The following is a 21013-nucleotide window of genomic DNA, read 5'->3' as shown; positions in this document are numbered from 1 at the left end:
CCAGCTTCCCTATCCGTGCGCTGCCGCCGCGATCGCCTCGTTGCGGATTTCTTCGGTGAGCTTCAGGCGCAGCGCCGAAAATTCCGGGCTGGCCTTGACCGTGTAATGCCGGGGATGCGGCAGATCGACCGGCGTGATCGACTTGATACGCCCGGGCCGTGCCGTCATCGTCACTACGCGCGAGGCCATGAACACGGCCTCCTCGATATCATGGGTGACGAAGATGACGGTCTTCTGCTCACGTTCCCAGATGCCGAGCAGCAGTTCCTGCATCAGGCCGCGGGTCTGGTTGTCCAGCGCGCCGAAGGGTTCGTCGAGCAGCAGGATCTTCGGATTGTTGGCGAGCGCGCGGGCAATCGCCGTGCGCTGCTGCATGCCCCCGGAAAGCTGCTTCGGCCAGTGGTTCTCGAAGCCGCGCAACCCGACCTTGTCGATGTAGCTGGCGACAATCTCGTTCTTCTCCTTTTCTGGCACGCCCTTTTCGCGCAGGCCGAAGGCGACGTTGTCGCGGATCGTCAGCCAGGGAAACAGCGTGTAGGACTGGAAGACCATGCCGCGGTCGGCGCCCGGTCCGGTCACGGCCTTGCCTTCGAGCGTAACGGTCCCGGCCGTCGGCTTGTCGAGGCCGGCGATGATGCGCAGCAGCGTCGACTTTCCGCAGCCCGAGGGTCCCAGGATCGTCACGAAGTCGTTGCGGGGAATATCGAGATCCGTCGGCTGCAGCGCCAGCGTCGGCTGACCGCCGTGAACACCCGGAAAGGTGCGGCTGACGCCCTTGATGACGAGTTCGCTCATGCGAGCCTCCAGGCAAAGAGCCGGCGATTGGCCCACTTGAAGGCGAAATCCGAGACGAGGCCGATCAGGCCGATGACGATGATGCCGAAGATGATCTGGCCGGTGGCGAGCAGCGCCTGGCTGTTGATGATCATATAGCCGATGCCCGAGGACGCGCCGATCAGCTCGGCGACGATGACATAGGTCCAGGCCCAGCCGAGAACGAGGCGCAGCGTCTCGGCGATATCGGGTGCATTGGCGGGAATGAGGACACGGCGCACGACGCCACTGTCTCCGGCACCCAGCGTATAGGCGGCCTCGACCAGGTCGCGGCGCGTGTTGGAAACCGAAACGGCGACCATCAGCACGATCTGGAAGACGGCGCCGATGAAGATGACCAGCAGCTTCTGCGTTTCGCCGATGCCGGCCCAGAGGATCAAGAGCGGCACGAAGGCGGAGGCAGGCAGATAGCGGGCGAAGGAGACGAAGGGTTCGAGCAGGGCCTCGACCGGCTTGTAGGCGCCCATCAGGATGCCGAGCGGAACGGCGACCAGCGCCGACAGGATAAAGCCGCCGACGACACGCCAGATGGTCATACCGATATCGAAGAGGAAGCCCTGGTTGACCAGGAGGTCATAGCCATCCTGCACCATGGTGATCGGATCGGCGAGGAAGGTCTTGGAGACGAAGCCGCCGAGCGTCGCATAACCCCAGCCCGCAAAGAAAATCACGAAAAACAGCAGGCCGTAAAGCAGTCTGCTGCGGGCTCCGATGGGTTGTAGTGGATGCATGCCGCGCCTTCTCGATGGTCTCGGGCGCGCGGGCTGACCGCGCGCCGTTGGTGTCCAGGGATTACTTGATGAAGGACGGATCGGCGAGCGTCGTCAGATCCGGCTTCTTCTTGATCACGCCTGCCTGCAGAAGCAGGTCGGCAGCTTCTTCGTTGAAGCTCTTGAAGGTGGTTTCGAAGAATTTCTGGGCGGCTGCCTTGTCCTGCCATTCGAGATAGGCGGCGGATTCGCCGAATTCCTTGCCCGACTGCTTCACGTCCTTGCCCATGATCTCGAAGGACTTGTCCCTGTCAGTCTTGATCATCTCCAGCGCATCGTAATAGCTGGCCGCCAGCGCCTTGGCGGCTTCCGGATTGTCCTTCAGGAAGGCGGTGGTGCAGCCGAATGTGTCCATCACGGCCGGATAATCGAGGGTCGTGGCGATGATCTTGCCCTTGTCAGGCGCAGCGCGGACGCTGGAAAGATAAGGCTCGTAGGTCACGGCTGCGTCGTTCTGGCCGGCGAGCAGCGCCTGAGCCGCCGGGCCCGGCTCCATGTTGACGACCTTGACGTCCTTCATGCTCATGCCGTTCTTGGCGAGGATGAAAGCGAGCAGGAAGTAGGGCGAGGTGCCCGGCGCCGAAGCGGCAACCGACTTGCCCTTGAGATCGGTGATCTTTTCGATGCCGGGCTTCGCGGCAATGCCATCAGCGCCATGCGAAACGTCGAGCTGGAAGATCTGCGTCGTCGCAACGCCGGCGGCATTCCAGACGATCCAGGTCTCGACGGTCGTTGCCGCGCACTGGATGTCGCCGGATGCCAGCGCCAGATGGCGGCTCGCCTGTGGCACCTTGACGATCGACACGTCGAGGCCGTGCTTCTTGAAGATGCCGGCTTCCTTGGCCAGCGTCAGCGGCGCAAAGCCGGTCCAGCCCGAGATGCCGATCGAAACCTTGGTTTCAGCGGCATGAGCCGCGCTACCGGCGAGAAGCGCGGCAAGAGCCGCAGCAATAACAGATGCTTTTTTCATGTCTGACGTTCCCTGCTCTTTGTTTAGGCATGCGTTCGGTGTGCCTGTTTATTGGCATATTAGGCACGCCGATTTTGTCTTGTCTATACAAAAGTAGAGGGAATTTCAGACGGGCGTCACAGCGCGTGGATATGGATCAGATAGGCAGTTCCCGAGCCCTGAAGCTGGAGCGCGGAAGGAGAATCCAGCGGTAATAACAGCGCATCGTCATGATCAAGAGCGATCTGCGCGCCATTATATGTGCAGCTGACGGTTCCATCACGGCAGACAAGCAGAACTGTCCCGACCTGGACGATTTCCGCAAGCATGCCATCGACGGTAAAGCGTTTGACGCTGTGCTCAAGGCGCCCGCGCCGCGTCATGACGTTGAGATCGGTGATCGTTCCACCGGCAAGCGTCGCCATGACAGGCACATCGGCCGGGAAGGCGAGCGGCGTGCTCTCCCGGGTCAAAAGCACAGGCTCCCGTCCGTCGATGGCGAGCCCCATGCCGTCGCCCGACAGGATCGACAGCGTCCGGTCGATGCCTTCGAAAATCGAGAACGGCCCGTCGGTCGCGACTGTTGCCATGCTCACCCGCCAATCGAAATCGCCAAGCGCGGCATTCTCGGGAAAGACGGCGATCTCGACGGTCTCCCCGCCGCCGTTCTTCCACGGCATGCGGCGGTGATTGGCGGCTTTTAAATGGGTCATGCTGGACATGCCGGGCTCCGGATTGAAAATTGCGGGCAAGTGGACTAAGTTTAGTGGACTAAGTTCAACGAGGTTTACGCCATGGAAATCGTCAATATCCATGAAGCCAAGACCAATCTGTCGCGCCTGATGGAGAAGGTCGCCAAGGGCGAGTCCTTTATCATCGCCAAGGCAGGCAAGCCGATCGGCAAGGTCGTACCGATTGATGAAGCCGAGAAGCCGAAGAAGCGCCGCATTGGGTTCATGGACGGTCAGATCAAGGTCCCCGACGACTTCGACACGATGATGGCCGAAGAGATTGAAGAGATGTTCTACGGCAATCCCGACAAGTTCAACGACCGATGAAGCTCCTTGTTGATACGCATATTCTTCTCTGGATGAGCGGCATGTCTTGGAAGCTGCCGCACAAAGCGCGTGAACTTCTCGAAGATGTCGAGAACGATGTCTTTTTCTCAACGGTCAGCATTTGGGAAATTGCGATCAAGTCGTCGCTGAAGCGATTTCCCGATTTCTCTGTTGATGCCGAGAGGCTGAGGCGAACGCTGATAGATCACAGTTACCGTGAGCTTCCGCTAATGGGGGAACATGCCGTTGCCGTCGGCGGACTTCCCCATATTCATGGGGATCCTTTCGACCGCATCCTCATCGCGCAATCGCTCGTCGAGGGCCTTTCGCTGATCACCGTGGACAAGACCGTCGCACGATACGGCGGCCTTATCCAATTGGTGTGATTCCTCAGTTCCCCAAAATCCCCGGCAACCGCAGGCCCTTTTCCTTGGCGCAATCGATCGCGATGTCGTAGCCCGCATCGGCGTGGCGCATGACGCCGGTGGCCGGGTCGTTCCAGAGGACGTTTCCGAGGCGGCGGGCGGCGTCATCGGTGCCGTCGGCGCAGATGACCATGCCGGAATGCTGCGAGAAGCCCATGCCGACGCCGCCGCCGTGGTGGAGCGACACCCAGGTGGCGCCCGATGCGGTGTTCAGCAGCGCGTTGAGCAGCGGCCAGTCGGAAACGGCGTCCGAGCCGTCCTTCATCGCTTCCGTCTCGCGGTTCGGCGAGGCAACGGAGCCGGAATCCAGGTGGTCGCGGCCGATGACGATCGGAGCCTTGAGCTCGCCGTTCTTCACCATCTCGTTGAAGGCGAGGCCGAGCTTGTGGCGATCGCCGAGGCCCACCCAGCAGATGCGTGCCGGCAGACCCTGGAAGGCGATGCGCTCCCTGGCCATATCCAGCCAGTTGTGCAGGTGCTTGTTGTCAGGCAGCAGCTCCTTCACTTTGGCGTCGGTCTTGTAGATATCCTCGGGATCACCGGAGAGGGCTGCCCAGCGGAACGGACCGATGCCGCGGCAGAAGAGCGGGCGGATGTAAGCAGGTACGAAGCCCGGGAAGGCGAAGGCGTTTTCGAAGCCTTCGTCCTTGGCGACCTGGCGGATGTTGTTGCCGTAGTCGAGAGTCGGAACGCCGGCATCCCAGAAGGCGACCATGGCTTCGACATGCTGGCGCATCGAGGCGCGGGCGGCATCTTCGACGGCCTTCGGATCGGTTTCGCGCTTCGCCTTGGCTTCCTCGACGCTCCAGCCAACCGGCAGGTAGCCGTTGCGCGGGTCGTGTGCCGAGGTCTGGTCGGTGACGATGTCGGGGCGTGCGCCGCCGGCCTTCATGCGCTTGACGAGCTCGGGGAAGATTTCGGCGGCATTGCCGAGCAAGCCGACGGACTTGGCTTCGCCGGCCTTGGTCCACTTGTCGATCAGCGCCAGCGCCTCATCCAGCGTCTTTGCCTTTTCATCGACATAGCGGGTGCGGATACGGAAATCGATGCGGGTTTCGTCGCATTCGACGGCAAGGCAGCATGCGCCGGCCATGACGGCCGCGAGCGGCTGCGCGCCGCCCATGCCGCCGAGGCCGCCGGTAAGAATCCACTTACCCTTGAGATTGCCGTCATAGTGCTGGCGGCCGGCTTCCACGAAGGTTTCGTAGGTGCCCTGCACGATGCCCTGGGTGCCGATATAGATCCACGAACCGGCCGTCATCTGGCCGTACATCGCAAGGCCCTTCTTGTCGAGTTCGTTGAAGTGATCCCAGGTCGCCCAATGCGGCACGAGGTTGGAGTTGGCGATCAGAACGCGCGGCGCATCCTTGTGAGTGCGGAATACGCCGACCGGCTTGCCGGACTGAACCAGCAGCGTCTCGTCCTCGTTCAGCGTCTTCAGCGTCGCGGTGATGCGGTCGAAATCGTCCCAGGTGCGGGTGGCGCGGCCGATGCCGCCGTAGACGACGAGCTCGTTCGGGTTCTCGGCCACATCGGGATCGAGATTGTTCATCAGCATGCGCAGCGGCGCTTCGGTCATCCAGCTCTTGGTATTCAGCTGGTCGCCGCGCGGCGCACGGATTTCGCGGATGTTGTGACGCGGATTGCTCATCTCAGATCTCCAGGGAAGGAAGGATGTTGGCGGATACGGACGCGTTCAGCGCGCCGGTAGCGATCAGGCTGCTGGCAGCCTCAAGGTCATTGGCCATGTAGCGGTCGATTTCGAGCGTCGGCACGACGGTGCGGATCGCATCGATCGCCTTCTGCAGCTCGGGGCTGGTGGCAAGCGGGGCGCGGAATTCGACGCCCTGGGCGGCGGTCAGCGCCTCGATGCCGATGATGCCGAAGAGGTTTTCGGTCATCTGCAGCAGGCGGCGGGCGCCGTGGCAGGCCATGGAAACATGGTCTTCCTGGTTGGCCGACGTCGGTGTCGAGTCGACCGATGCCGGGTGCGACATCTGCTTGTTTTCGCTCATCAGCGCCGCAGAGGTGACCTCGGCGATCATCAGGCCAGAATTCAGGCCGGGCTTCTTGGCGAGGAAGGCCGGAAGGCCGTAGGAGAGGGCAGGGTCGACCAGAAGCGCGATGCGGCGCTGGGCGATCGCGCCGATTTCGCAGACGGCGATGGCGATCTGATCGGCAGCGAAGGCGACTGGCTCGGCGTGGAAATTGCCCCCTGAGACGACAGAGTTGTCGGAGAGAACCAGCGGATTGTCGGTCACTGCGTTGGCTTCGATCTCAAGCGTGCGGGCAACGGAGCGCAGAAGATCGAGGCAGGCGCCATCGACCTGTGGCTGGCAGCGGATGCAATAGGGGTCCTGCACGCGCTCGTCGCCCTCGATATGGCTCTGGCGGATGACCGAGTTGTCGAGCAGGGCGCGCAGCGCCGCTGCCGTATCGATCTGGCCGCGATGGCCGCGTAGGGTGTGAATATCAGGATGGAACGGAGCCGAGGAGCCCATGGCCGCATCCGTCGACATCGCGCCGGTGATCAGCGCCGATTGTGCTGCCCGGTGAGCGCGGAAGAGGCCTGCCAGCGCCAGTGCCGTGGAGGTCTGCGTGCCGTTGATCAGCGCCAGGCCTTCCTTGGCGGCGAGCACGACAGGCTCAAGCCCCGCCTTCTTCAGTGCATCGGCGCCGGAGAGACGTTCACCGGCGAAGAAGGCTTCAGCCTCGCCCATCATCACCGCAGCCATATGCGCCAGCGGCGCGAGGTCGCCGGATGCGCCAACGGAACCCTTTTCCGGGACCACCGGGATAACGCCCTTTTTGAGCATGCCTTCGATCAGCCGCACCAGCTCGATGCGCACGCCGGAAGCGCCGCGGCCGAGCGAGACCAGCTTGAGGGCCATGATCAGCCGAACGACATTCTCAGGCAGCGGCGCGCCGATGCCGCAGCAATGCGACAGGATGAGATTGCGCTGCAGCGTTGCGACATCAGCGGCGTCGATCTTGATCGAGGCGAGCTTTCCGAAGCCGGTATTGATGCCGTAAACGGGCGCATTGCCGGCTGCGATCTCCGCGATGCGGGCCGCAGCCTTGTTGATCCCTGCGTCAAAGGACGCATCGAGCCTGGCCGGTTCGCCGGTCCAGTAGATGGTTTCCAGCTGCTTCAGAGAAACGGAGCCTGGATGGAGGGTGATGGTCAACGGCCGATCCTTTCGCCCTTGTAGATGCGTGCGTGAAGTGGGTTGAAGCCGATGCGGTAGACGAGCTCGGCGGGGCTCTCGATATCCCAAACCGCCATGTCGGCGGCCTTTCCGGCTTCCAGCGTTCCGGTTTCGCCGAGAAGACCAAGGGCACGCGCGCCTTCGCGCGTCGCACCGGCAATGCATTCCTCGACGGTCAGGCCGAAGAGCGTCGCCGACATGTTCATCGTCAAAAGCAGCGAGGTCAGCGGCGAGGTGCCGGGGTTGCAGTCGGTCGCGATAGCGATCGGCACGCCTGCGGCGCGCAGCGCCTTGACCGGCGGCTTCTGCTTCTCGTTGATGGCGTAGAAGGCGCCGGGAAGCAGCACAGAGACGGTTCCGGCCGCAGCCATGGCCGCAATGCCTTCGTCATCGAGATATTCGAGATGGTCGGCGGAGAGGGCGCCGTAACCGGCGGCGAGTTTGGCGCCGCCGAGATTGGAAAGCTGCTCGGCGTGGAGCTTGACCGGCAGACCAAGCGCCTTGGCGCGATCGAAAACGCGGGAGATTTCCTCGGTCGAAAAGGCGATGCCTTCGCAGAAACCATCGACGGCGTCGGCAAGGCCGCGCTTGTGCGCTTCATCAAGCGTCGGCAGCACGACTTCGCTGATATAATCGCCGTTGCGGCCCTTGTAGTGGGCGGGCGTCGCATGGGCGCCGAGATAGCTGGTCTTGACACGAACGGGTCTGATGGTGCCGAGCGCGCGGGCGGCTTCCAGCATCTTCAGTTCGCCGTCGCTCGTCAGCCCGTAGCCGGACTTGATCTCGATCGTCGTCACACCTTCTGAGAGCAGCGTGTCCAGCCGCCGGATCGAGGCCTGAACGAGGCCGTCGATGGAGAGCGCATTGGTCGCCGTGACCGAGGAAACGATGCCGCCGCCGGCGCGGGCGATCTCTTCGTAGGTGGCGCCTTCCAGACGCATTTCAAATTCGCGAGCGCGATTGCCGCCATAGACGATGTGCGTGTGGCAATCGACGAGGCCGGGGGTGACCCAGCGGCCCTCAAGATCGGTGATCTCGGCGCGTTCGATCATCGAAACCGGCAGTTCGCCTTCCGGGCCGGCATAAGTGATCCGGCCGTTTTCGGTGACGATGGCGCCCTTCTCGATGATCCCGAGACCGGATTGCGCCGGATTGAGCGTTGCCAGTCTGGCATTGCGCCAAAGGCTCGGCCGCTCCATTTCGCTATGAAGATTATCCCCTGTCATCAGCTTTACGCCTTTCCTTATGTCGAAACATGTATATACATAATAACCGGGTGACAAGTGGAATTTTGGGCGCTTCCATGGAAAAGAAAGATGGACGCCTTCAAAGGGAGCAAGCGATGACGACCCTCCATGCAAAGAATGTCCTGCTGCAAAACGGCTGGCAGAGCGATGTGCGGCTGACGCTGGAAGGCGGCCGGATTGCCAAGATCGAGACCGACGTGGCGGCTGACGCCGCTGACGAGCGCCACGCGGTGCTGATCCCGGCAATGCCGAACCTGCACAGCCACGCGTTTCAGCGCGCAATGGCTGGACTGGCCGAGGTTCGCGGCCCCGCGGATGACAGCTTCTGGAGCTGGCGCACCGTCATGTACAAGTTCGCTTTGTCGATGACGCCCGAGCATGTCGAGGCGGTTGCGGCGCAGCTTTATATGGAGATGCTGGAAGCGGGTTTCTCGCGGGTCGGCGAGTTCCACTATCTGCACCACGATAAGGACGGCAGCCCTTATGGCGATATCGCCGAGCTTGCCAGCCGGATCGGCGCGGCAAGCGCGGAGACGGGGATCGGCCTGACGCTGCTGCCGGTTTTCTATGCCCATTCCGGCTTCGGCGGCGCAGCTCCTATCGATGGCCAGCGCCGTTTCATCAACTCCGTCGATGGCTTCGGCCGCCTGATGGAACGTTGTGCGTCGATCACCGGTAAGCTCGACGGTGCGCATCTTGGGATCGCGCCGCACAGCCTGCGCGCCACGACGCCGGATGAGCTGAAGGCAATCCTGCCGCTGGCCGGCGATGGCCCTGTTCATATCCATGTCGCCGAACAGGTGAAGGAGGTCGAGGACTGCATCTCCTGGTCCGGCGCGAGGCCGGTCGAGTGGTTGCTGGCAAATGCCCCGGTCGATGGCCGCTGGTGCCTGATCCATGCGACGCATATGACCAATGATGAGACGCGCGGCATGGCGAAAAGCGGCGTGATCGCCGGTCTCTGCCCGATTACCGAGGCCAATCTTGGTGACGGCATGTTCGCAGCGCCGCTCTTCCTGGAAGAGGGTGGCCGGTATGGCGTCGGTTCGGATTCGAATGTGATGATCTCGCTGCCGGGCGAGCTCTGCCAGCTGGAATATTCGCAGCGTCTCGGCCGCCGCGCCCGCAATGTCATCGCCGAAACCGGCGGCTCGACCGGCCGCAACCTGTTCGACAATGCCGTCAACGGCGGCAGTGCCGCACTGGCTTCCAACCCGGGGCTAGGCGAAGGCAATGATGCCGATATCGTCTCTCTGGATTGCAGCGCAGTGCCCTATCTCGCCGGCGATCAGCTCCTCGACCACTGGATCTTCGCAGGCGGCGTGCGTGTCGACAGCGTCTGGTCGCTCGGCCGCAAGCAGGTCGAGGGCGGGCGCCATCGCAAGCGCGAGGCGATCAATCGCCGTTTCCTGGCGGCAATGGGCGAACTTCTTTCCGCCTAGGGCTTTCGCTTCTGCGGCATCCGCAATAGAGCGGGAAGGGACGTCAACCGGAGCCTGATATGGCAAGCAAGGATGCCACGCTGCATCAGAGCATCTTGAGCGAGATCGAAGGCCGCATCGTTTCGGGCGAGTGGCCGCCGGGCCACCGCATTCCGTTCGAGGTCGATCTCGCCACCCAATATGGCTGCTCGCGAATGACGGTCAACAAGGTGCTGACCCAGCTTGCCAAGGCCGGACTGATCGAACGCCGCAAGAAATCCGGCAGCTTCGTCACCCAACCGCAGGCGCAGTCCGCGGTTCTCGAGATCCACGATATCAAGGCCGAGGTTCAGTCGCTGAACGTGGCCTACAGCTATCGGGTCATCGCCCAGAAAACTCGCAAGGCGAAGGCCGGCGAGGGTCAGCTTCCCGACGTTGCGCCCGGCACGCCGCTTCGCGAAATCACCTGCGTCCACTTCGCAGGCGCGCTCCCCTTCTGCCTCGAGGAGCGCCTGATCAACCTCGAAACAGTGCCGGATGCGGCGACCGCGGATTTCGCCGAAACCGCGCCCGGTCCGTGGCTGGTGAAACAGGTGCCCTGGACGACCGCCGAGCACAAGATCCATGCCTCGCCCGCCAGCAGCAATGCGGCGGATGCGCTGGACATTCCCCGCGGCACCGCCTGCCTCGTCGTCGAACGCCGGACCTGGAGCAATGCCGGTCCCGTCACCCATGTGCGCTTTACCTATCCTGGTGACCGTCATGCGCTCGTTGCCCGTTTCAGCCCGGCTTCCTGAGATTTGATCGGCGCGCCGGTTGCGAATCATCGGTCAAATAGCGGAAGTAAAGGTCGAAATGACTTCCGGAAAATGACGTGCGCCACGAGATCGACAATGCCCTTCTGAAAAGCCTTCTCCCTGCCGTGGTGCAGGCGGAGGACATGCTGGCGCGCGTCGATGAACGGGCGGCGCGCTCGCCGGTTGGCGAAGGCTTTGCCGAACGTGGCCACTTCTTCGATGCAGCAGGCGCCCTTTGGGTGGCGGGCGAGCTCGTGCATGTCGAGGATCTCGTGCTCCACGACGCGCATATGGACAGCCGCACGCCGAGCCACGAGCTGACGATCGCCCATGCCGTGCTGCGCGCGCGGCGCCGCATCTGGACCGCCGACCCCGCCTGGGCGCTGAGCGCTGCCGGTCTCAACGCACTGGCAGGGGCGGGGCTGGACGAGGGCACGGCACCTGAGACCAAGGGTTTTGCCGCTGCTACAGAAGAGGCGGATGAGCCCGATCAGCTGCTTTCGGCCGAGCTTGCGGAAATCGACGCGGTACTCGCCCGCTCGCAGCGACTGCTTGATGCCCATATGGGCAAGCCCGTCGAGGCCGAGGAAGAGCGGCCGAAGGAGAAGCGCAGCGACGATCCGCTCGGCCTTTTCGGCGATGACGAATGGGATGAGGGGCAGCGGCTTGCCGATTGGCGCGGTGTGCTGCCGCTCGCGGGCGAGCTGCCGCCGGTTCTCGCCGCCGCCGTTCTGTTCGACGCCTGGGAGCGGATCGAGCCGCTGCGGCGCCAGTCCTGGCTCGGCGGTTTGCTGGTTTCCAGCCATCTGCGGGCGCGGGGCAAGGTGTCCTCGCACCTCTTTTCCTTCTACGCCGGTTTGAAGAGCGTCCGCCACGAGCGGCGCCGCTCGCGTGACCGGCTGACCCGGCTTCTCGCCTTCCTGGAAGCGATGAGCGACAGTGCTGCCACCGGCCTCAAGGAGATGGACCGCCTGCTGCTCGCCCGCACGCAGATGGAGCTGCGCTTCAGGGATCGCCGCTCGAACAGCAGCCTGCCGCAACTGGCGGAGTTCGTGCTATCGCGGCCGATGGTATCGTCGGCGATGGTCGCCAAGCAGCTGAAGGTGACCAGCCGCGGCGCGCTCAATCTGCTGAACGAGATCGGCATTCGCGAGATCACCGGCCGCGGCCGCTACCGCGCTTGGGGCATCATCTGATCTGCACTATAAAGTCCACCCGGAATGCAAAAAGGCCGAAGCTTTCGCTCCGGCCTTTTCATTTAAAGGGTGAACGCCCGGCCCGCCATCCTGTCACAGATTGCGGACCGGGCGCTCTAGCGCTTCCATTGCCCCCAGAAGCGCAGTCCTATTCCCGCTCGCCCGTGAAGTTGAGCAGCAGCTGGAAGATGTTGACGAAGTTCAGGTAGAGAGACAGAGCGCCGAAGACGGCAAGCTTCTGGTTCGATTCCTGATCATGGTTTTCGGAATACTGTTCCTTGATGTTCTGCGTGTCCCAAGCGGTCAGGCCGACGAAGACGACGATACCGATGACCGAGATGGCGAACTGCAGTGCAGACGAGCCAAGGAAGATGTTGACGATGCTGGCGATGACGACGCCGATCAGCCCCATCATCAGGAACGAGCCGACCTTCGCCAGGTCACGCTTGGTGACATAGCCGTAGAGGCTGGTCGCGCCGAACATCGTTGCGGCGATGAAGAAGGTGCGGGCGATGCTCGTGCCGGTAAACACCAGGAACACCGAGGCAAGCGACAGGCCCATGACGGCACAGAAGGCCCAGAAGGTCATCTGCGCGGCACTTGCCGACATCGTCTGGATCTTGAACGAGAAGAAGAAGACGAAGGCGAGCGGAGCCAGCATCACCACCCACTTCAGCGGCGACTGGAAGATCGGCACGTACAGAGCCGGCGTCGAGCCGACGATGAAGGCGACGATGCCGGTGATGACAAGGCCGATGCCCATGTAATTGTAAACGCGCAGCATATGCTGGCGGAGTCCCTCGTCGAAGAGGGCCTGCGAGCCGGCGGCAGAGCCGTAGCCGTAACGCGGGTTGATCTGGTTCATTCTGATCTCCTCGGTTTCAAACTAGTACAGCGAACGGGCAAGGCCTTCGGCCGCCCTATCGAGGTTGGAACCACCGTCACCGGCAACGAGGGCATAGGCCACTTCGCCGATTTGCCAGTAGGCGGCTTCTGCATTGTCGAGCGCGAGATGACCAACCGGTTGCACGGCAAACGCCCCCGGCCTGACGGCAAACAGCGAAAGCTGCTTCCCGTCCGCTTCCTGGATAGCCATCTCAACGCTCGGGCCGAATTCCGACGGGAAGATCTGAACATCAGAGACCTTCCAGCCCTTCGGCAGCTCGGGCATGGTAATTGCGGTCGCCGCACGAATTTCGTCGGCGTTGTAATGCGGTGCCGTCTGCGACGGCATGGTCTGGCGCAACTGCGCCGTCTGGTAGGCGCGAACGGCGTCTTCGACATAGGCCGGGGCCGGTGTAGAAGCAGCCACTTCCGTTGCCGTGAAGGCGCCGAACGAGGTATGAGCGACCCAGCCAGCGGCTACGAGCACGGCGACGGCGGCAATCCGCTGAACCGTATGCAGGATGCGGCCGTAGGAAAGGCCACGCTCCAGGCGGCGTGCGGCATCGCGCGTCTCGATCCGGCCGAATGTATCCTCGCCGGCAAGCGCCAGGCGCAGTTCACCCTTCATGCTGAGATCGGCCATCACCTTGGCGGCGATGTCAGGGTTCTCAGAGAGGTAGGATTCCACCTGAATGCGGCGCGCAACATCCAGCTCGCCGTCAACATAGGCGTCGAGATCGGTATCGATGATCGGATCAACTGCTTTCATTGCCGTTCCCTCCGATTAAGCGCAGGTGCGAAACGCGCGGCGTCTTCTCCTCGAATTCCCGAAGCTGAGCGCGGGCACGCGAAATGCGCGACATCAGCGTACCCACGGGAATGCCGAGCGATGCCGCGGCTTCGTGATAGGACAGGTCTTCGATGGCGACGAGATGCAGCGCCTCTCGCTGTTCCTCCGGCAGGTTGAAGAAGGCGTCGCGAACCTGCTGGAGGCGCACGGCGTGCTCCTGCCCTGCCGGCAGCGACTGGTCCGCCTCGAGGGCCGCTTCGTCATGCCTGCGTGTCAGCGACCGGTTCTGGCGAACGCGATCGATATGAGCGTTGTGAACGATGGAAAGCAGCCACGTCCGAAGATTGCCGCCGCCGCGGAAGCTCTGACGCTTCTCGTAGGCGCGCACCAGCGCATCATGCACCAGATCCTCGGCCTCATCCGAATTGCGCACCAGGGCACGCGCATAGCGCCTGAGCGCTGCGAGCTGTCCGATGACATCGAATGGGCGTTCTTTCCGTTCCATGATTGAGTATACGGATGCTGGCCGGGATTTATTCCACGGCCTCATCAAATTTTTCGAGTTCTTGGCGCGAGCCTGTGTAGACGCTATATTGTGTATGTCTACACAAGGATGCTGACATGCCGCTGAATATCAGAAATGAGCGCGTCAATCAGCTGGCTGAAGAGCTGGCGGCCAAGATGCACGTCAATAAAACCGAGGCTGTTCTCCTTGCGCTGGAAGGTGAACTTCGCCGTCACGATGAGAAACTGCCTCTTGCCGCGCGGCTAAAGCCGCTGCAGGCGCAGATTGCTGCTCTGCCTGATAATGACGTGGTGCTGGACAAGGCCTTCTTCGACGAACTGAGCGGCGGTTACTGATGTTCGTCGATGCATCGGTAATGCTGGCTATCTTGTTGCAGGAGCCGCAGTCAGATCGCTTCATCACTGCGCTCGAAGAAGCCGCCCCGGGATCGCTTTGCACATCCGTTATCGCGGTCTGGGAAGCCGCCGCGGCGCTCTATCGCAAGAAATCCCAAGGCTCGATGGCTGAAGCTCAAGAAAGACTGGGTGCCTTTATCCGGCTGGCGGATATCGTCGTGCTGCCTGTCACGCCTGATGACAACGACCTCGCGCTGAGAGCCTTCGACCTCCATGGCAGGCACCGTCATGTCGATGACAAGCGCAACGATGCGCTCAATCTTGCGGATTGCTTTCATTATGCCGTCGCGAAAAGCCGGAACCTGCCGATCCTCACCAAGGATGCCGGTTTCGCGTTGACGGATATCAGGGCGATCGGCCCGGATTTCTAGACCTTCGCCCCCTCCGAAAGCTCCTCCAGTATCGGGCAATCCGGCCGGTCGTTACCGTGGCAGGCGTGAACGAGATGTTCCAGCGTGCGGCGCAGCTCCATCATCTCGCGGATCTTCTGGTCGATCTCGGTAAGCTTGGTCTGGGCGATGTCCTTGACGTCGGCGCTGGCGCGGCTCTTGTCTTCATAGAGCGCAAGCAGCTGGCGGCATTCCTCGACGGAAAAGCCGAGGCCGCGGGAGCGCTGCAGGAAGCGCAGCTTGTGGACGTCAGAGATATCGTAGTCGCGATAGCCGTTTCCGCCCCTTTCGGGGCGGATCAGGCCGATATCCTCGTAATAGCGGATCGTCTTTGCCGGAAGGCCGGAGCGATCGGATGCTTCGCCGATATTCATCGAAGTCTCCTAAAGTTTCTGCACGCGCAGTCGCAGCGCGTTGGCGATGACCGAGACCGAGGACAGGCTCATCGCCGCGGCAGCGATCATCGGCGAGAGCAGCAGGCCGAGCACCGGATAGAGGATGCCTGCTGCAACGGGAACGCCGAGCGCATTATAGCCGAAGGCGAAGCCGAGGTTCTGGCGGATATTGCGCATCGTCGCTTCCGCCAGACGGCGGGCGCGGACGATGCCGTTGAGATCGCCCTTCACCAGGGTAATCCCGGCGCTTTCCATCGCCACATCGGCGCCGGTGCCCATGGCAATGCCGACATCGGCCGCTGCCAGCGCGGGAGCGTCGTTGACGCCGTCACCGGCCATGGCGACGACGGCGCCCTTGGCATGCAGCTCGTCGATCAGCGCCTTCTTGCCCTCCGGCAGGACGTCGGCGCGCACTTCGTCGATACCGAGTTGCCTTGCCACGGCCTTGGCGGTCCGCTCGTTGTCACCGGTCGCCATGATGATCCGCAGGCCGCTTTCGTGCAATGCGCTGATGGCAGCGGCCGTTGTCGGCTTGATCCGGTCGGCGACGGCGACGAAGCCGGCGAGGCTGCCGTCGATGGTGACGAACATCACGGTCTTGCCCTCATCGCGCAGCGCGATGATCTGTTGATAGAGCGCCGAGGTGTCGATCCCGAGATCCTTCATCATCGCGGCATTTCCGAGCGCGACTTTCGCGCCGCCGACGAGGCCGGACACACCCTTGCCGGTGACTGCTTCGAAGGAGGCGACGTCGGTGGTTCCAATGCCGTGCTCTTCTGCACCGGCAACTATTGCCTCGGCGAGCGGATGTTCCGAGCCGCGTTCGAGACTGGCCGCAGCGGCGAGCAGTCGGCTTTCGCCGATGCCGCCGAGAGCAACGACGTCGGTGAGGCGCGGTTTTCCCTCGGTCAGGGTGCCCGTCTTGTCGACGATCAACGTATCGACCTTGGAGAAGCGCTCCAGCGCTTCCGCGTCCTTGATCAGCACGCCTTCCTGGGCGCCGCGTCCCGTGGCGATCATGATCGACATCGGCGTTGCAAGACCGAGGGCGCAGGGGCAGGCGATGATCAGCACGGCGACGGCTGCGATCAGTGCATGGGCGAGGCGCGGCTCCGGCCCGACGATCATCCAGGCGCCGAAGGCGATGATCGCGACGGCGACGACGGCGGGCACGAACACGGCCGAGACGCGATCGACGGCGCCCTGGATCGGCGCGCGGGAGCGCTGCGCCTTGGCGACCATGTCGACGATCTGCGACAGGGTCGTCTCGGCGCCGACTCGCTCGGCGGTCATGATGAAGCTGCCGTTGCGGTTCATCGTGCCGCCGGTGACGGCATCGCCGCTGGTCTTTTCGACTGGCAGCGGCTCGCCTGTGATCATCGATTCATCGATGGTCGATTGTCCTTCGCTCACCAGTCCATCGACCGGCACGCGCTCGCCGAGGCGCACCCGCAGGCGGTCGCCCTTGGCGATGTCGTCGACCTCGATATCGATCTCGCTGCCATCGGCATTGATCCGCCGGGCGGTCTTCGGGGCAAGGTCGAGCAGGGCGCGGATCGCCGATCCCGTGCGCTCGCGTGCCTTCAGTTCAAGAAGCTGGCCGACAAAGACCAGCGCCACGATGACGGCAGCAGCCTCGAAATAGACAGGGACCGTATCGCCATGGCCGCGAATGCTCATCGGGAACAGGCCGGGCGCCAATGTCGCGACGACGCTGTAGAGATAGGCGGTGCCGACGCCGAGGCCGATCAGCGTCCACATGTTCGGGCTGCGGTTGACGAGGGATGCCCAGGCGCGGCGGAAGAAGGGAATGGCGGCCCAGAGCACGACGGGCGTCGCCAGCGCAAGCTCCAGCCAGACGGCACGCGCCTCGCCGATCATGTCGCGCAGTGGCAGGCCGATCATCGGCCCCATGGTCAGCGCCAGCAGCGGAAAGGCGAGCACGGCGCTCACCCAGAAGCGGCGGGTGAAATCGACAAGCTCCGGGTTCGGGCCTTCGTCTGCCGGGGGGATGCCCATCGGCTCCAGCGCCATGCCGCATTTCGGGCAGTCGCCGGGATGATCGCTGATCACCTCGGGATGCATCGGGCAGGTATACTGCGTGCCTTTCGGCATGGGCTTCGGTGCCGGGCGGTTGCCGTCGCGGTAATCCGCCGGGTTCGCCTCGAATTTCGCCTTGCAGCCCGCGGAGCAGAAATAGAACTTCTCGCCCTCATGCTTCAGAAAGTGCTTTGCCGTCGAGCGGTCGACCGACATGCCGCAGACAGGATCCTTGGCAGTCAGATAATCCTGCGGCGCCGCTTCAAACTTCGTGCGGCAGCCGTCGCAGCAGAAATGGTAGGTGTGTCCTTCGTGGACGAGGCTCGGCTTGCCGGCGTTCGGATCGACTGTCATGCCGCAGACGGGATCGCGCGTAACCGGAGCCTCGGCACCAGTGCCGTGGCTATGGCCGGAGCAGCAATCATGCGCTCCGTGGCCGTGATGGTGGGAATGGTCGTGATTATCCATAGGCTTCTCCTTTGCCCAAGCGGGCAGTGGATAAGCTTATGAACCTTCCAGCAACTGGAAGGTCAAGCTGGAATTTTCATCCCATCTGAAAATCATCAATCCGGCTCGATCAGGGCGACCGGCTGAACGCCGAGAATGTCGCCAAGCGGCAGCCTCGGCCCAGGATCGAGATGGCGTCCTGTCAGCAGATCGCATTTGATGCCCTGTAGACCTGGCGGGATTTCGATCGCCGTATCGGCCCAGAATTCAGGCCCTGAAAACAACACGCCGGGATCCAGCCAGCCGAGCATCAGCCGGGGCACGACCGTGATCGCATAGTCGCCGTCGAGCGCGCGGGCGAAGGCGACGGCATGATCCCGCCGGCTTCCGGTGATGCTGAGCGGCAGATAGCGGCCCTCGGCAAACAGCTTCGGCTGGCGGCGGCGCAGATGCAGGCCGATCTCGACGATCCGCTGTTTCAGCACCGGCACCGTGAGCTCGCCGATCTCGCCATGGGCCGAGAGCGTCTTGCGCAATGCCTTGAAATACACCGGGCGGCGATTGTCAGGATCGACAAGGCTGAAGTCGAAGCCCTCCGCACCCTGATAGATATCGGGAATGCCGGGGGCGGTCAGCTTGATCAGCGTTTGCGACAGGCTGTTGAGATAGCCGGCGGAGAGAACCGGCCGCAGCGTCTCGGCGAAATCCTCGTGGAAGGTGAGGCTGGAAGAGGCAGTCAGCGCCGATGCGTATGTGCGGACAGCAGCCTCATAGCCCGCGTGCGGCTCGTCCCAGCTGGTGCCGAGCTTGGCCTCGCGGATTGCCTTCTCGGCATAGGCCGCAAATCGCTCCGTCAGCTTTTCCGCGCGTCCCTCGCTGAAATCTTCCGGCCAGATGCCGGCGAGCGCCTGATAGAGCATCCATTCGACATTGCCTTCGGGTGTCAGGCCGCCGGGCAGTTCCGTCAGGTGCTCACGGTTCATCTGCCGCCAGCGCTCGACGCCGCGCCGCCAGAGATCCGGCTCTTCGCTGAGGGCATAGAGGCGGGCGCGGGCGTCTTCGCCGCGTTTGGTGTCGTGGGTCGAGGTGGCCGACAGCCCGTGCGGCTGTTCTGCGGCGCGGTCTTGCATGAAGCGGTGAAAGGCCTCGATGCCGCCGGGCGTGGCATCCGGCTCGCCGCCGACTTCGTTGGCCGCCAGCAGCCGGTTGTGGCGATAAAAGAGCGTGTCCTCCATCGCCTTCGCCATCACGGGGCCGCTCAATTGCTGGAAGCGCCGCTGGAATTCCTCCGCGCGTCCACTCCTCAGCAGTCCGCAGATGGCTTCGAGCGCCCTGCGGTCTTTGAGATGCCTGCCAGCCTCTTGCTTGACCTTATCCAGCATCACGGTTTCGCGCGCGTCCATGGCAGCGTCCTGACCGTACGTGCGATAGACGGGAAAGGCGATCAGCATTTCGCGAATGGCCTTCTTGATTTCCGCCTCGGATGTATCGGGAAGCGTCGCGCTCGCGAGCCCGGTCAGGCGGTTGACTTCGCCTGCAAAATTCCGCTCGACCATCAGCGTCTTGGCTGCCCGCAGCCCTTCCTGAAAATCCGCAGTACCGGGGGCGATGGTGGCATAGGCCTTCTGCAGCTCTGCCATGCCCTTGGGATCGATGAAAAGATCGGTAAGCGCCGAGATGAACTCGTACCCCGTCGTGCCGGAAATCGGCCAATCGGCGGGCAGAGTCTCGCCATGGCCGAGGATCTTTTCGACGATGATATAGGTTTCCGGCCCGGTCGCCTGCCGCAACCGGTCGAGATAGGCCTTGGGGTCGGCAAGACCGTCGATATGGTCGAGCCGCAGACCCTGGACCTGACCGGAGCGGACGAGATCCAGAACCACGCGATGGCTGTCTTCGAAGACCGCCTCGTCCTCGACGCGCAGGCCGACAAGGCCGGTGACCTCGAAGAAGCGGCGGTAGCTCAGGTGAGCGGCGGCTGTTTTCCAGTGCGTCAGGCGCCAATGCTGGACTTCGTGGAGACGGGCGATGTCGCCGGTTTCGGCTAGGCTATCCGGGTGCAGCGGCAGATGCGTCTCGAAATAGGCGAGCGAGCGCTCGCCAGTGTTCTGATCAGTAACGATCTGCAGTTCGCCGTCGGCCAGCGCCTCCTCGAATGGCTTGCCGAGAATGGGAAGTGTCAGCGGTTCGGACCAGTCGATGTCGAAATAGCCGGCGTAGCGGCTCTGCTTCCCGTATCTCAGCACATCCCGCCACCAGGCGTTTTCCACCGAAGCCGCCATATGGTTCGGCACGATATCGAGGATCAAGCCGAGACCGGCTTCCTTAAGCTCGGCACAGAGCCGCTCGAAAGCTTCCCGCCCGCCGATCGCAGGGTCGATTTCACCGGCGTCGGTGACGTCATAGCCATGGGTCGAGCCGGATGCCGCCGTGAAGATCGGCGAGGCATAGAGATGGCTGATGCCGAGCGCCTTGAGATAAGGCACGAGTTCGGCCGCCCGGTCGAAGGTCATGCCGTCGCGGAACTGCAGTCTGTAGGTGGATGTGGGAAGCGTCATGAGCCGCCTTTGTTCGGGATTGCAACGATCCGGAACGGCGGCGGCGGGCTTTTGTTCCCGCCAACTGAGCTCTTGCAGGCTTCAGGACGAGGTCATCAAGCGCGGCGGTAGACCTGCGCCTGTGTGCCCTTCGGAAAGGTCTTCGACCCCGCCAATTCGAGGCGGCGCAGCGGCCTGACGCCGGAGAAGATCGGCAGGCCGTTGCCGAGCGCGATCGGGTAGACCATCAGCCGGTATTCATCGACAACATCGTCGGCGATCAGGCTGCGGGCGAAGGCCGCGCCGCCGTGGGCAACGATCGGCTTGCCGCCGGTGGCTTTCAGCTTTGCGATGTCATCGCGCAAGTCACCGCTCGCGACATAGGCGTCCTGCCAGTTCCCGGTCTTTGCGGCTTCGAGAATCGAGGTTCCCTGCTGCGAAAAGACCGCCTTCGCGATCTCATTCATCGGCGCGGCAAACGGTCCCGCCGCCGTCGGCCAGAAGCCGGCCATGCTCTTGAAGGTGCGGCTGCCCATGATGTGCAGACCGGCGCTCGAGACGGTCTCCACCTTCCAGGCGATCGCTTCCTGGTCGCCGTTGAAGATCCAGTCGAGCTCGCCGTTGGGGCCGCAGACGAAGCCGTCGAGGGACATGGCCATGGTGAGGATCAGGTCTCGCATTGCTCTCTCCTTGCGCTGTTCTG

The 21013-nt window shown here is 62.9% G+C and carries 21 protein-coding genes; 7 read left to right on the top strand and 14 right to left on the bottom strand.

Annotated elements, in window-relative coordinates; translation table 11 throughout:
• Nucleotides 1–9 precede the first annotated feature (9 nt).
• The 4 genes from F2982_RS24060 to F2982_RS24045 all read right to left on the bottom strand — a co-directional run bounded on the left by F2982_RS24060 (nt 10) and on the right by F2982_RS24045 (nt 3266).
• Nucleotides 10–795: an ABC transporter ATP-binding protein gene (locus tag F2982_RS24060; protein ID WP_203430157.1), complete on the bottom strand. Its 786-nt coding sequence runs from the start codon at nt 793–795 to the stop codon at nt 10–12.
• Nucleotides 792–1565, bottom strand: a complete 774-nt coding sequence (locus F2982_RS24055) for an ABC transporter permease (protein WP_130280157.1) — start codon at nt 1563–1565, stop codon at nt 792–794. Before F2982_RS24055 ends, F2982_RS24060 begins: the two co-directional genes overlap by 4 nt.
• Nucleotides 1566–1626: 61 nt before the next feature.
• Nucleotides 1627–2574: an ABC transporter substrate-binding protein gene (locus tag F2982_RS24050; RefSeq protein ID WP_203430156.1), complete on the bottom strand. Its 948-nt coding sequence runs from the start codon at nt 2572–2574 to the stop codon at nt 1627–1629.
• A gap of 116 nt (nt 2575–2690) precedes the next feature.
• Nucleotides 2691–3266 (bottom strand): HutD family protein, encoded by a 576-nt coding sequence (locus tag F2982_RS24045; protein ID WP_203431163.1) that lies wholly within the window; start codon nt 3264–3266, stop codon nt 2691–2693.
• Between the two features lie 81 nt (nt 3267–3347).
• Here F2982_RS24045 and F2982_RS24040 point away from each other — a divergent pair, with 81 nt between their 5' ends.
• Both F2982_RS24040 and F2982_RS24035 read left to right on the top strand, forming a co-directional pair.
• Nucleotides 3348–3611, top strand: coding sequence for a type II toxin-antitoxin system Phd/YefM family antitoxin (locus F2982_RS24040; RefSeq protein ID WP_112712556.1), 264 nt, complete (start codon nt 3348–3350; stop codon nt 3609–3611).
• Entirely contained in the window at nt 3608–3997 is a 390-nt protein-coding gene (locus tag F2982_RS24035; protein WP_199625510.1) for a type II toxin-antitoxin system VapC family toxin, read from the top strand. Before F2982_RS24040 ends, F2982_RS24035 begins: the two co-directional genes overlap by 4 nt.
• 4 nt (nt 3998–4001) lie before the next feature.
• Here the strand turns inward: F2982_RS24035 and hutU are convergent, their stop codons facing one another.
• Genes hutU through hutI form a run of 3 tightly spaced genes read right to left on the bottom strand, consistent with a single transcriptional unit; the run spans nt 4002 to nt 8471 of the window.
• Entirely contained in the window at nt 4002–5687 is a 1686-nt protein-coding gene (hutU, locus tag F2982_RS24030; RefSeq protein ID WP_199625509.1) for a urocanate hydratase, read from the bottom strand.
• Nucleotide 5688: 1 nt separating this feature from the next.
• A complete protein-coding gene (gene hutH / locus F2982_RS24025; RefSeq protein WP_203430155.1) occupies nt 5689–7224 on the bottom strand; it encodes a histidine ammonia-lyase in 1536 nt (511 codons plus the stop codon).
• The gene (hutI, locus tag F2982_RS24020) at nt 7221–8471 is read right to left on the bottom strand and encodes an imidazolonepropionase (RefSeq protein ID WP_203430154.1); all 1251 of its coding nucleotides are present in this window, start codon (nt 8469–8471) and stop codon (nt 7221–7223) included. Before hutI ends, hutH begins: the two co-directional genes overlap by 4 nt.
• Nucleotides 8472–8587: 116 nt before the next feature.
• Between hutI and F2982_RS24015 the strand changes: the two genes are divergently transcribed.
• From F2982_RS24015 to F2982_RS24005, 3 genes are all read left to right on the top strand, one after another.
• A complete protein-coding gene (locus F2982_RS24015; protein WP_203430153.1) occupies nt 8588–9934 on the top strand; it encodes a formimidoylglutamate deiminase in 1347 nt (448 codons plus the stop codon).
• Between the two features lie 59 nt (nt 9935–9993).
• Nucleotides 9994–10710: a histidine utilization repressor gene (gene hutC / locus F2982_RS24010; protein ID WP_203430152.1), complete on the top strand. Its 717-nt coding sequence runs from the start codon at nt 9994–9996 to the stop codon at nt 10708–10710.
• 77 nt (nt 10711–10787) lie between these two features.
• Nucleotides 10788–11906, top strand: coding sequence for an RHE_PE00001 family protein (locus tag F2982_RS24005; protein WP_203430151.1), 1119 nt, complete (start codon nt 10788–10790; stop codon nt 11904–11906).
• Nucleotides 11907–12054: 148 nt separating this feature from the next.
• Here the strand turns inward: F2982_RS24005 and F2982_RS24000 are convergent, their stop codons facing one another.
• Genes F2982_RS24000 through F2982_RS23990 form a run of 3 tightly spaced genes read right to left on the bottom strand, consistent with a single transcriptional unit; the run spans nt 12055 to nt 14086 of the window.
• Complete coding sequence (locus tag F2982_RS24000; protein ID WP_112712540.1) at nt 12055–12771, bottom strand: Bax inhibitor-1/YccA family protein; 717 nt, start codon at nt 12769–12771, stop codon at nt 12055–12057.
• A gap of 21 nt (nt 12772–12792) precedes the next feature.
• Complete coding sequence (locus F2982_RS23995; protein WP_130280139.1) at nt 12793–13560, bottom strand: anti-sigma factor; 768 nt, start codon at nt 13558–13560, stop codon at nt 12793–12795.
• Nucleotides 13547–14086: a sigma-70 family RNA polymerase sigma factor gene (locus F2982_RS23990; protein ID WP_203430150.1), complete on the bottom strand. Its 540-nt coding sequence runs from the start codon at nt 14084–14086 to the stop codon at nt 13547–13549. The genes F2982_RS23995 and F2982_RS23990 overlap by 14 nt, the downstream gene beginning before the upstream one ends.
• Nucleotides 14087–14202: 116 nt before the next feature.
• Between F2982_RS23990 and F2982_RS23985 the strand changes: the two genes are divergently transcribed.
• Both F2982_RS23985 and F2982_RS23980 read left to right on the top strand, forming a co-directional pair.
• On the top strand, nt 14203–14442 hold the full coding sequence (locus F2982_RS23985) for a type II toxin-antitoxin system VapB family antitoxin (protein WP_112712534.1): 240 nt from the start codon (nt 14203–14205) through the stop codon (nt 14440–14442).
• Nucleotides 14442–14873, top strand: a complete 432-nt coding sequence (locus F2982_RS23980; protein WP_203430149.1) for a type II toxin-antitoxin system VapC family toxin — start codon at nt 14442–14444, stop codon at nt 14871–14873. The genes F2982_RS23985 and F2982_RS23980 overlap by 1 nt, the downstream gene beginning before the upstream one ends.
• Here the strand turns inward: F2982_RS23980 and cueR are convergent.
• The 4 genes from cueR to F2982_RS23960 all read right to left on the bottom strand — a co-directional run bounded on the left by cueR (nt 14870) and on the right by F2982_RS23960 (nt 20990).
• A complete protein-coding gene (cueR, locus tag F2982_RS23975) occupies nt 14870–15265 on the bottom strand; it encodes a Cu(I)-responsive transcriptional regulator (RefSeq protein ID WP_130280131.1) in 396 nt (131 codons plus the stop codon). The two genes, F2982_RS23980 and cueR, sit on opposite strands and share 4 nt — an antisense overlap.
• 9 nt (nt 15266–15274) lie before the next feature.
• Nucleotides 15275–17794: a heavy metal translocating P-type ATPase gene (locus tag F2982_RS23970; protein ID WP_203430148.1), complete on the bottom strand. Its 2520-nt coding sequence runs from the start codon at nt 17792–17794 to the stop codon at nt 15275–15277.
• 95 nt (nt 17795–17889) lie between these two features.
• On the bottom strand, nt 17890–20331 hold the full coding sequence (gene treY, locus F2982_RS23965; RefSeq protein ID WP_203430147.1) for a malto-oligosyltrehalose synthase: 2442 nt from the start codon (nt 20329–20331) through the stop codon (nt 17890–17892).
• A gap of 95 nt (nt 20332–20426) precedes the next feature.
• A complete protein-coding gene (locus tag F2982_RS23960; protein WP_203430146.1) occupies nt 20427–20990 on the bottom strand; it encodes a dihydrofolate reductase family protein in 564 nt (187 codons plus the stop codon).
• Nucleotides 20991–21013: the final 23 nt, after the last annotated feature.

The organism is Rhizobium sp. BG4, assembly GCF_016864575.1.
Classification (GTDB): Bacteria; Pseudomonadota; Alphaproteobacteria; order Rhizobiales; family Rhizobiaceae; genus Rhizobium.
Note: the sequence above shows the minus strand (reverse complement) of the source record. Positions and strands in the feature narration are given on the sequence as shown.